Source organism: Lentibacillus sp. JNUCC-1 (genome assembly GCF_009741735.1).
Taxonomy (GTDB): Bacteria; Bacillota; Bacilli; order Bacillales; family Amphibacillaceae; genus Lentibacillus_B.
On the sequence record NZ_WHOH01000003.1, the window covers coordinates 914,627 to 926,920 of the forward strand.

The window sequence follows — 12,294 nt, forward strand, 5'->3', positions numbered from 1 at the left end:
TGCGCCGTGGTCGAAGGAGTCAGACTGCGGGTAGGGCTCTAAGGCACCAAGGAGTATCGACCTTCCTCATCCAGCCGTAGCACTAGTATCGCCACCCTACATCTATTTTCATCCCCTTGTGGTGTATAGCGCTTTTCGCGATACATGGTTGACTGCGGGAACAGCACGAGTCTGAAGACCCCACAGCGAGCGGTTTTTGCGAGCGAGGAGGCTGAGGCCGTGCCCGCGGAAAGCGACTTCCCGCAGCGCAAATCACGATTTTCTCATTGTGGTGGTTAGTTGCCAGAAGCAGTCATTTCAGGTTTTCTCTAGTTCGCAGTTTGTGTCTATTACTTGTTAAGAGTTTGTACCGTAAAAGGAAAAGGGGTTAATAAGATGAATGGCAGGTGCGTTTGTATATGAGTGAAATTAATAAAAAAGATATTATCGGCTTGCTTGAAACCATTGCGGTGTATTTAGAGCTTAAAGATGAGAATCCTTTCAAGATATCGGCTTATCGTAAAGCCGCTGCGGCTCTTGAGCGAGACAACCGCTCTATTGCAGACATTGATGATTACACACAAATAAAAGGGATCGGCAAAGGGACTGCGGCTGTTATCCATGATTATTTGGAAAACGAGGAATCTGAAACGTTACAGCAGTTGGAAGAGGAGATCCCTGCTGGCCTTATCCCGCTATTAAAACTCCCTGGCCTCGGCGGTAAAAAATTGTCAAAGCTCTATCAGGAGTTGGGGATCACAGACAGAGAATCCCTGCAGCGCGCTGCTGAAGATGGACGTGTGGAAAGTCTTGAAGGGTTCGGGAAAAAATCTGTAGAGAAACTGCTTCAGTCTTTGAAAGAATCCGGCAAGAGACCAGAGCGGCTGCCGCTCGCTACAATGGTTCCAGTTGCTGATAAAATTGAAAGCCATCTCGACATGATCAATGCGATTGTAAAATATTCCCGGGCAGGGAGCATGCGCCGCATGAGAGAAACGATTAAGGATATCGACTACATTATTGCAACTGAATCACCAGAAGAAGTGCGGGATGAATTGTTAAATCTTCCAGACGTTAAAGAAGTAATTTCAAACGGCTTGGCAAAAGTCTCAATTACAATCGCTGACGTATACGATATTAATGTTGATTTCCGTATTGTAGAGGAAAAGGAATTTGCTACAACGCTGCATCACTTTACAGGGTCGAAGGATCATAATGTATCAATGAGACAGCTCGCAAAGACTCGTGGCGAAAAAATCAATGAATATGGTGTTGATATTGAAGAAACCGGTGAAACACTGACTTTTAATACTGAAACGGATTTTTTCAAACACTTTGGCCTACATTATATACCGCCTCAGGCGCGTGAAAACACTGGTGAAATCAAAGCGTTTCAGGATCCGCAGGGGCTGATTGAAGAAAAAGATATTCGTGGGGATCTGCATATGCACTCAACTTGGAGTGATGGCGGTCAGTCTATTGAAGAAATGGTGATAAGAGCACGGCAGAAAGGTTATGATTACATCGCCATCACAGATCACTCCAAGTATTTACGTGTGGCTAACGGGTTAAATGAGGCCAGACTGCGTGAACAGCGTAAAGAGATTGAGCGCCTGAATGCTAAATATGACGACATTCACATTTTTGCGGGGGTGGAAATGGATATTCTGCCTGACGGAACCCTTGATTTCACAGATGATTTTCTTAAAGAATTGGATTTCGTCATAGGGGCCATTCACTCCGCCTTTAATCAAAGCAAAGAGCAGATAATGAAGAGACTTAATACGGCGATGGATAACCCTTATGTGTCGTTGATTGCCCATCCAACAGGGCGGTTAATTGGCCGGAGACAGGGCTATGAGGCAGATGTGAATCAATTAATAGAACGTGCTGCTAAAACAGGCACAGCCCTCGAGTTAAATGCCAATCCGAATCGGCTGGATCTCTCATCTGAATGGGTCTCGCTTGCCCAGCAAAAGAATGTTCCGATTGCCATTAATACAGATGCCCACTCCTATCAAATGCTTGAACATATGACATATGGTGTCGGAACAGCCATTAAAGGATGGCAAAAACCTGAAAATGTCTTAAATACATGGCCGCTTGAACAATTGCAATCGTTTATCAATAACAAGAAATAGGTTTTAAAGGAGCCAAAAGCATGAATGAACGGATTCAATATGTATTGGAATTCAATAAAATAATTGAGCAATTAAAAAGCCATGCTCAAACTGCTCCAGGGAAAGAATTATGTGCCCACACGGCGCCATTGACGGAATTGGATCAGGTGCGCCATCTGCATGCTGAAACAGATGAGGCCCGGCACATCCTTCGTTTGAATGAATCCATTCCACTTGGTGGCATTGTTGATGTTCGTCCAAGTCTTAAGCGAAGCCAGATCGGCGGCATGCTGAATGCAAGTGAGTGCCTGGATATCTCCACAACCTTATATGGGGGACGTCAGGCCAAACGATTTTTGGCAGATCTTGAAGCTGAAATTCCGCTTTTAAAGGATTTTGCCGAAGAGATAACACCGCTGAGAGAACTGGAAAGAGAAATTAATAATTGCATTGATGATCATGGTTATATGATGGATAGTGCCTCAAGTCAATTGCGGGGGATACGTTCTGCCATCAGAACATTTGAATCCCGCATTCGAGAGCGACTGGAAAGCTATTTAAAATCAAACAGCAACCAGCTGTCTGACGCTATTGTAACGATTCGAAACGAACGTTACGTGCTGCCTGTTAAGCATGAGCATCGCTCTGCATTCGGCGGTATCGTTCATGATCAATCTGCTTCAGGGCAGACCTTATTTATGGAACCTAGATCTGTCGTTGATTTGAACAACCAGCTTCAAGAAAAGAAAGCACAGGAAGCCCAGGAAATCGAACGCATTTTAAGACATTTATCAAATGAAGTAGCTGTTCATGCGAGCGAGCTGGACCAGAATGTCCGAACACTTGGAGAAATCGATGCCATTTCTGCAAGGGCAAAACTTGGAGAGGTCATGAAGGGGGCTCTGCCAAAACTGAATGCTGATGGATTCATTAAAATGCAGCAGGCACGCCATCCTTTAATTCCTGAAAATGAAGTGGTTGCCAATGATATTGAACTTGGTAAAGATTACACAGCGATCGTTATTACTGGTCCAAACACCGGTGGTAAAACAGTGACGCTTAAAATGCTTGGTCTCTGTACTTTAATGGCTCAGTCGGGTTTGCAAGTGCCCGCTCTGGATGGCTGTGAAATGGCCGTATTCAAGGACGTGTTTGCAGATATTGGGGATGAACAATCCATTGAACAGAATCTGAGTACTTTCTCATCTCACATGACAAATATTGTGGATATTCTTGAACGGGTGGATCATGAAGCACTTGTTCTGTTTGATGAACTAGGAGCTGGAACGGACCCGCAAGAAGGTGCCGCCTTGGCCATTTCTATTCTTGATGATGTCATATCACGCGGAGCACGCATCGTTGCGACCACACACTATCCTGAGTTGAAGGCATACGGCTACAATAGGGATCAGGTTATTAATGCCTCTGTGGAGTTCGATGTTGCCTCTTTACGGCCAACTTATCGGCTTTTACTCGGTGTTCCTGGAAGAAGTAATGCCTTTGATATATCTAAACGACTAGGGCTTGACGAAAGTATTATCAACCATGCGAAATCCCATATCGGGGTAGAGTCTAAAAATGTTGAAAACATGATTACTTCTCTAGAAAAATCCCGAAACCAGGCTGAGAAAGCCTACGAAGAAGCCCATTACGTTCTGGAAGAAAGCGAAAACTTGAAAAAAGATATTGAAAAAGCTTGGAACGAGTTTCAGCAAAAGAGAGAGCAGTTATATCAAAAAGCAGAAGAAAAGGCAGCCCAGGCCCTCAAAAATGCAAAAGAGGAAGCAGAAGCGATTGTCGAGGATATCAGACAAATGAAAACGGAAGCGGGCTTAAAGGAGCACAAGTGGATTGAAGCACAGAAAATGTTTGAATCAGCACAGCCTGAATTGACGGAACGAAAACCAGCAGCACCTTCCCCCGCAGCAGGAAAAGCCAAACAGATTGAGCCAGGTGATGATATTAAACTGTTAAGTGTAAACCAGCAAGGTGTTGTCTTAGAGAAAATTGATCAGGAAACATACCTCGTACAAGTGGGCATCATGAAGGTTAAGGTTAACCGTTCAGATATTCAGCCTATTAAACGCTCCAAGCAAGTTGAAGAAAAGCCAATGGCACGCGTTAAAGGAAGTGCTTATCATGTGGGAATCGAACTTGATTTGCGGGGAGAGCGCTATGAAGAAGCTATGATCAAACTCGAAAAATACATTGATGACGCACTATTGGCGGGACATTCTCAAGTCTCCATTATTCATGGAAAGGGAACGGGAGCTTTGAGAAATGGCGTGCAGGAATTTGCCAGAAACCACGCCCATATTTCCAATTACCGGGCAGGCAAGATGGAAGAAGGCGGGAGTGGCATCACCATATTACAGTTTGGTTAATGAACTAGGGAGAAGGAGGGCAGCTTCATGGAAGCGTTCTGGGAAAATATATTAGTAGAAACAACTGCCCGCTACAGTGTTGTTGTCTTATGTACAATTGTGTTTTTAGCTGTATTTGAGTTGGTTACTTCATACGGCAATTGGAAAGAGATCAAGAAAGGCAATATTGCAGTAGCGATGGCAACCGGCGGCAAGTTATTTGGGATTGCCAATGTTTTCAGGTATTCAATCGAACACAATGATACCATTTTACAAAGTGTCGGCTGGGGAATATTTGGATTTGTATTATTGCTGACGGGCTATTTATTATTTGAATTTCTCACCCCTAATATGAAAGTTGACAAGGAAATCGGCCAAGGTAACCGAGCAGTAGGATTTGTTTCGCTTGTGATATCTGTTGGGTTATCATATATTATCGGCGCAAGCATCGGTTAGGAGTGAACGTCATGGATGTACTGGGTACGCTTGCCAAAATACTTATCGCAGTAGCAATTGTGTTTATCATAATCGGTATCATTTACTGGATATGACACTTAGCTTTCCGTGGATGAGTCCGCTCCCTCGGAAAGCAACTGCTTAAGTGTAAATCATGTGATTTTGAAGTTTAGTTAAGAAAATGAGTTAAATAAGTTCAAAAAAAGAAATTAATCGGTATAATGGAAATAAGACTATTATGAAGGAGGAATCTGAATGGCTCAAAAAAGATGGCATAAGCATTATCCAAAGGAAATACCCAAGACGATTGACTATGATCAGGCGCCATTGCATGCTTTTTTGCTAAGCAGTGCTGAAAGTTACCCAAAAAAGAAAGCGCTTCACTTTATGGGTAAGGATATGTCTTATGAGGAATTATTGGGTGAAGCGAAACAAATGGCCGGGTATTTTCAACGGCTGGGTGTCTCAAAGGGCGACAGAATCAGTATTATGCTACCGAACTGTCCACAATCTGTTATTGCGTATTATGGGGCGCTGATGGCGGGAGCAACTGTGGTGCAGACGAACCCGCTTTATACCGAACGCGAGCTGGAGTATCAACTGAAAGACTCAGGCTCAAAGATCATTGTATGTCTTGATATTTTGTTTCCGCGGGTGACAAATATTAAAGAAGAGACAGATATCGAGCATGTTATTGTAACCGGTATCAAAGATTACTTGCCATTTCCGAAAAATCTTGTCTATCCGTTCATTCAAAAGAAGCAATACAAAATGGTTGTAAACGTAACCCCATCTAAGGATACACATGTATGGAAGAGCATTATAAATGAAGCTCCTCCAGTGTATGAAATTGTAGATGTTGACCCACTCGAAGACTTAGCCTTGTTGCAATATACTGGTGGCACGACAGGTTATCCCAAAGGTGTAATGCTTACCCACTATAATCTGGTTGCCAATGTTCAAATGTGCAAAGCATGGCTTTACAATATAAAAGAAAGTCAGGAAACCATACTCGGTGTCCTCCCGTTCTTCCATGTGTACGGTATGACAACTGTGATGAATATGTCCATTATGATTAGCGCAAAAATGGTCCTCATGCCAAAATTTGAACCCGAAGATGTGCTGAAGGCCATAGAAAAACAGAAACCGACTCTGTTCCCGGGTGCCCCAACAATATATATTGGTTTGTTGAACCATCCGAAACTTAAAAATTATGACCTTTCGTCTATTGAAGCGTGTATCAGTGGCTCAGCCCCTTTGCCTGTAGAAGTGCAACAGCAATTTGAGACCATCACGGGCGGCCGTTTGGTTGAGGGATATGGTCTGACAGAGTCATCACCGGTAACCCATGCTAATTTCGTTTGGGCAGAGCGTGTGAATGGAAGTATTGGTGTTCCGTGGCCAGATACGGATTCCAAAGTGATCGATATGGCCACTATGGAAGAGGCACCTATTGGGGAAGTTGGAGAAATTGCTGTTAAAGGCCCTCAAATTATGAAAGGGTATTGGAATAATGAAGAAGAAACCATTCAAACATTAAAAGATGGCTGGCTTTATACCGGTGACATGGGATATATGGATGAAAATGGCTACTTTTACATTGTAGACCGTAAGAAAGATATGATCATTGCAGGCGGATATAATATATATCCTCGGGAAGTTGAAGAAGTACTATATGAACACGAAGCCATTCAAGAAGCGGCTGTCGCTGGTGTTCCGGACCCGTATCGCGGTGAAACTGTGAAAGCATATATTGTTTTAAAGCCTGGTTATAAAACAACAGAAGAAGAATTAAACAAACATTGTCGAAAACATCTGGCCCCGTTTAAGGTCCCGCGTATCTATGAATATATGGAAGAATTGCCTAAAACAGCGGTGGGTAAAATTTTAAGACGTAAACTTGTTGATGGAGAAAAAGAGAAAGCAAGTCAGTAACACCAGCTTCTTTTTTTAATAGTAAATTGGACGAGCTGTGTTTGACATTTAAATAAGGGCATCGTACAATAAGATATGAATGATCATTCATTCATTTTCGGCGGCAGTCAGGAAGAGAGATGATTATGAGAAAACAAAAGCCCAAATATAAACAAATTATAGATGCAGCCGTCCAGGTTATCGCTGAAAATGGCTATCATAAATCCCAGGTGTCCAAAATCGCCAGTCAGGCTGGTGTGGCAGATGGAACGATTTATCTGTATTTCAAGAATAAAGAAGATATCCTTATCTCTGTTTTTGAAGAAAAAATGGGTCAATTCATAGAGCAAATCGTTCAAAGTATTAAACATCAAGAACATGCTCAAGACAAACTTTTTACGTTGATCGAGATGCATTTCCAGCAGCTGACTGCTGATCATCACTTGGCAATTGTGACGCAATTAGAGCTTCGTCAATCCAAAAAATCCTTGCGTTTGGAAATTAATCATGTTCTTAAGCCCTATTTATCGGTTATTGATGATATTATTAAAGAGGGCATTGAGGAAAGCTTATTTCGTCCAGATCTTAATCGTCCGCTTGTAAGACAAATGATTTTCGGGACGCTTGATGAAGTGGTGACGAACTGGGTAATGAATGAGCAAAAGTATGACTTAATGGACCAAGTATTAAGCGTTCACGAATTAATTGTAAACGGTATCTCTATCCATACAGCAAAGGAGGAGTAATGTGAGTACGATTCACTATGAAGTAACAGACAATATTGCCGTGCTGACAATTCAAAGTCCACCGGCCAATGCGTTGTCAAGCACACTATTGCGTGACTTGAATCAGAAGCTTGATACAATTGAAGGCGTACCTGAAATCAAAGCAGTTATTTTGACTGGGGAAGGCAAATTCTTCTCAGCAGGAGCTGACATTAAAGAATTCACTTCGTTGCAGGAAGCATCAGATTATGAAGCTCTCTCCAAAAAAGGTCAAGTGCTTTTTGCCAGAATGGAAAATTACCATGTCCCGATCATTGCAGCTATTCATGGTGCAGCACTTGGTGGCGGGCTGGAACTTGCGATGGCATGTCATATTAGAATTGCTTCTGAGACAGCAAAGCTCGGCCTTCCAGAATTAACGCTCGGGATCATCCCTGGGTTTGCCGGGACGCAACGCTTGCCTTATTATGTAGGGGCTTCCAAAGCGTATGAGATGATACTGACTGGTGAAGCCATTACAGGGGTGGAAGCAGAAAAATATGGATTGGTAAATCAGACAACGGATGATGATTCCGTTTATGAACACGCAAAGCAGCTTGCAGATAAAATCGCTGAAAAGAGCGGACCAACCATCCATGAAATTATGAAACTCATTCCTTATGCCAGAACAGGTAATTTTACAGAAGGTGCCGATCATGAAGCTGAAGCATTTGGCCGTGTTTTCGGATCTGAGGATGCGAAAGAGGGCATAGCAGCTTTTCTTGAAAAACGAAAAGCCAGTTTCAAAGATCAATAGATTGAATAAGGAGCATTCCTGTAATGAAGAAATTTGAGGTTTGAACAGAAAAGAGCCCTCTTGGTATAGTACAGGGTGTCATGATCATGACCCCGAATTAAATAAATACCAAGGAGGACTCGCAATGAATTATAACCAAAATCACAAAATCGCGCAAATCACAGAATCCACATTGATCGTGGGGATTGACATCGCAAAAGACAAACACGTAGCTCGCGCACAAGATTATCGAGGTATTGAATTTGGCAAACGATTGATCTTTGAAAATCGAATACACGGTTATCAAAAGCTGCTTGATTGGGTAGCTAGGCTTCAAGAGAAAAACCAAAAGACACATGTCATGTTTGGCGTTGAACCGACTGGCCACTTTTGGAAGAGTCTAGCCTACTACCTGAACGCCAAAGGTTATGACTTTGTGTTAGTTAACCCGATGCATGTTAAAAAAGCAAAGAGCTGGACGACAATTCGCCCACAAAAAATGATACGAAAGACGCACGTGTTATTGCACAGATGGTTAAGGATGGTCGATACTCTGTACCGAACCTTCTTGACGGTGTTTATGCCGAGTTAAGGGAAGGGATTAAATTACGAGATCAACTCACCAAACAGCTGATGATTGTCGAAGGACGCATCCAAAACGCCATACAACGGTATTTTCCGGAGTTTGATGATGTGTTTAATGACTGGAATGGTAAGACAGCTATTTGTACACTGCGTGAATTCCCATTTCCATCTGATATTCAGGATATGACCCCTGAAGACGTGCTTTCAACGTGGAAAACAGTCGTTAAAAGTGGTGTGGGCATCAAACGTGCCAATCAGCTTGTCCAAGCTGCCCAGAAAAGCATTGGTGTTCAGATAGGTTTGCGCTTTGCCAGGCAGGAATTACAGACTCTGCTTGATCAATATGAATTGTACAACCAACAACTTGTGTCATTGGATAAAGAGATCGAAACACTTATAACAGATCTACCTGGAGCTAAAGAAATGATGGCTATTAAAGGCATTGGTCCCACGACAGTGGCCACGTTTTTCGCCGAGGTCGGAGACCTCTCCAACTACAGTCATCCCCAGCAAATTGTAAGTATGGCTGGTCTATCCTTAAAAGAACACAGCTCGGGTAAATTCAAAGGGCAAACACGAATAGACAAGCGTGGACGCAAGCGATTGAGAAGAGCGATCTATTTAGCTGTGCGCCCACTGGTAGCACATAATTCGACGTTCAAGACATTGCATCATTATTACACCACGCGTCCCGATCGTCCTTTGAAAAAGCAACAATCTCTGATCGCTTTGTGCGGTAAGTTGATACGTGTCTTATTCGCCATTGGCACGAAGCAGTGTGAATTTGATGGAAGTAAACTACTACAAGGACTACCTGAATTACAAACAAGTCAGGTGGCATGAATATTGATGTTAACTACTCCACGTAGATAAGTGGTTCTGAATGAGCGATTAATAAACCTTTTTAATTCATTTGGGATGTTTCAACAAATGCATCTGATGGCCTTAGGATTGAACAAACACCAATAGTGCAGAGTCGGAGCTTATTTAACCCATTCGGGCAATAGACCCAGCTAAGGAGCATTTCCGACCTCCACCTTGTGGATACGCAGGACGAAGGAATGTATGGATAATAATCCCGTGATACATGGGAGGGTGAGCGACCATAAGTTGTGTGGAGATTTTCAGCACGGTTATCACGTCTCTTGTCACCAAATGTTCACAATTTGGGCGTTAGGATGGCATAGACTACGTCCGAAATTTCCGAAATCAACACCTGATACTCAACCCGCATTCAATATGTCAATGAAGTGTTTGAGTAATTCTAAGAAAGTAAGAGCATTTTGGAGATATTTTAATTATATAGAGGGAGGATATCATACATGAATATTTATGTATTGCTTAAAAAAACATTTGATACAGAGGAAAAAATCAGTATTTCAGATGGACAGATTGAAGACGAAGGCGCTGAGTTTATCATCAATCCCTACGACGAATATGCGGTTGAAGAAGCAATCAAACAGCGTGATGAGCATGGCGGGGAAGTAACCGTTGTAACAATTGGAGATGAAGACTCCGAAAAACAATTGCGAACAGCTCTTGCAATGGGTGCTGACAAAGCCGTGTTAGTCAATACTGAGGACGATTTAGAGGAAGGCGATCAATATACAACTGCAACCATCCTAGAAGCGTTCTTTAAGGATAAAGAATATGACCTGATTCTCGCAGGTAACGTAGCCATTGATGAAGCAAGCGGTCAAGTAGGGCCTCGTTTGGCGGAGCGTTTGGGTATTGGGTGTGTCACAACGATTACCAGCCTGGAAATCGACGGAGACACAGCCAAAATCGATAAAGATGTTGAGGGTGATATAGAGAAAGTAGAAACTGCATTGCCATTGCTCGTCACTTGCCAGCAGGGATTAAACGACCCAAGATATCCATCGCTTCCTGGGATTATGAAAGCGAAAAAGAAACCTCTGGAAGAGCTTGAAATTGACGATCTCGATCTTGACGAAGAGGATGTAGAGCCAAAAACCAAGACAGTCGAAATCTTCCTGCCACCTGAAAAAGAAGCTGGAAAAATGCTTGAGGGTGAGCCTGAAGAGCAAGTGAAAGAACTTGTTGATCTACTAAGAAACGAAGCGAAAGTTCTGTAAGTAAAGAAGCCGAGTCATATAGAGAATGAGACATGCGAGACGGAAAGGAGAAGCGTGATATGAGCGAAAAAATGTTGGTAATAGGTGAATCAAATGATGGTGAACTGCGTAATGTAACATTTGAAGCCATTGCAGCAGCTAAGAAAATTGACCCGGAAGGTGATATAACTGGTTTGATCTGCGGTCATGGCAATCTTGAATATCAAGCAAATGAAATGATTTATTATGGAGCCGATCATGTCGTTACAGTAGACCACGAAAAGCTTGCTGAATATACTTCAGAAGGTTATAGTCAAGCAGTTATGTCTGTAATAGAAGACCTTTCACCAGAGGTTATTGTTATGGGGCATACTTCAATTGGCAAGGATTTATCACCTAAGTTAGCAAGCAAGATGGAAACTGGGTTAATTTCTGATGCCACTTCTATCGATCATGATGGAGATAAACCAGTCTTCACACGTCCTATATATTCAGGAAAAGCATTTGAAAAGAAAGTGATTACGGATGGTTTAACATTCGCGACAATTCGACCAAACAACATCGCTGCTCTTGCCCGTGACGAATCAAGAACAGGGACGTTAATCCGAAAGATGTGGATATAAAAGATTTGAGAACAGTGATTAAAGACGTTATCCGCAAATCATCTGAAGGTGTTGACTTGTCTGAAGCGAATGTTATTGTTTCAGGCGGGCGTGGTGTCAAAAGTGCAGATGGCTTTAAACCCCTTTATGAACTAGCTGAAGTTCTTGGCGGTGCAGTAGGAGCTTCCCGCGGGGCATGTGATGCCGATTATTGTGATTACTCATTGCAGATCGGCCAGACAGGAAAGGTCGTCACACCTGACTTGTATATTGCAGTAGGTGTATCAGGTGCCATACAGCATTTGGCGGGTATGTCAAACTCCAAAGTTATTGTCGCAATCAACAAAGATGCTGAAGCCAATATATTTAATGTGGCAGACTATGGGATCGTGGGAGATTTGTTCGAAATCGTCCCAGCTTTAATTGAAGAGATTAAAAAAGTCAAACAAGCATAAGATAAAGCCGGCTGAGAGATGCCGGCTTTTTTCATTGCTTAGGTAATTATAAAATATCCAAGCTGCTAATATCCATTGCCAAGGGCGACGTCCAGCCCCAACGCCTACCCCCTCGAGTCATGAGCAATAACGTTTCGTGGCCAAGACCGCCACTACACGTTCTTGCTTATGATTTTCGGGGGTGACCAAGGCGTTTCAACTTTTGTTCTAAGCAAACTATTAGCGTGGTTATGATAACGGTGATA

Annotated in this window: 7 protein-coding genes and 2 pseudogenes; all 9 read left to right on the forward strand. The window is 42.7% G+C overall.

Translation table 11 applies throughout. The features are described 5' to 3' along the window. Window positions 1-398: 398 nt before the first annotated feature. The 9 genes and pseudogenes from polX to JNUCC1_RS15070 all read left to right on the forward strand — a co-directional run bounded on the left by polX (window position 399) and on the right by JNUCC1_RS15070 (window position 12,049). Window positions 399-2,120 carry a DNA polymerase/3'-5' exonuclease PolX gene (gene polX / locus JNUCC1_RS15030; RefSeq protein ID WP_156646201.1) on the forward strand — a complete coding sequence of 574 codons (1,722 nt, stop codon included), beginning with the start codon at window positions 399-401 and terminating at the stop codon, window positions 2,118-2,120. 20 nt (window positions 2,121-2,140) lie between these two features. Further along, a complete protein-coding gene (locus tag JNUCC1_RS15035; RefSeq protein ID WP_156646202.1) occupies window positions 2,141-4,483 on the forward strand; it encodes an endonuclease MutS2 in 2,343 nt (780 codons plus the stop codon). Window positions 4,484-4,510: 27 nt separating this feature from the next. Beyond that, on the forward strand, window positions 4,511-4,918 hold the full coding sequence (locus JNUCC1_RS15040) for a DUF350 domain-containing protein (protein ID WP_156646203.1): 408 nt from the start codon (window positions 4,511-4,513) through the stop codon (window positions 4,916-4,918). Window positions 4,919-5,173: 255 nt separating this feature from the next. After that, complete coding sequence (locus JNUCC1_RS15045; protein ID WP_156646204.1) at window positions 5,174-6,853, forward strand: long-chain-fatty-acid--CoA ligase; 1,680 nt, start codon at window positions 5,174-5,176, stop codon at window positions 6,851-6,853. A gap of 125 nt (window positions 6,854-6,978) precedes the next feature. Beyond that, window positions 6,979-7,578 carry a TetR/AcrR family transcriptional regulator gene (locus tag JNUCC1_RS15050; RefSeq protein WP_156646205.1) on the forward strand — a complete coding sequence of 200 codons (600 nt, stop codon included), beginning with the start codon at window positions 6,979-6,981 and terminating at the stop codon, window positions 7,576-7,578. 1 nt (window position 7,579) lies between these two features. Further along, on the forward strand, window positions 7,580-8,353 hold the full coding sequence (locus JNUCC1_RS15055) for an enoyl-CoA hydratase (protein WP_331713814.1): 774 nt from the start codon (window positions 7,580-7,582) through the stop codon (window positions 8,351-8,353). A 124-nt stretch (window positions 8,354-8,477) separates the two neighbouring features. After that, window positions 8,478-9,760: pseudogene (locus tag JNUCC1_RS15060) on the forward strand (IS110 family transposase). A 479-nt stretch (window positions 9,761-10,239) separates the two neighbouring features. After that, window positions 10,240-11,013: an electron transfer flavoprotein subunit beta/FixA family protein gene (locus JNUCC1_RS15065; protein ID WP_156646206.1), complete on the forward strand. Its 774-nt coding sequence runs from the start codon at window positions 10,240-10,242 to the stop codon at window positions 11,011-11,013. A 59-nt stretch (window positions 11,014-11,072) separates the two neighbouring features. Continuing rightward, window positions 11,073-12,049: pseudogene (locus tag JNUCC1_RS15070) on the forward strand (electron transfer flavoprotein subunit alpha/FixB family protein). Window positions 12,050-12,294 lie beyond the last annotated feature (245 nt).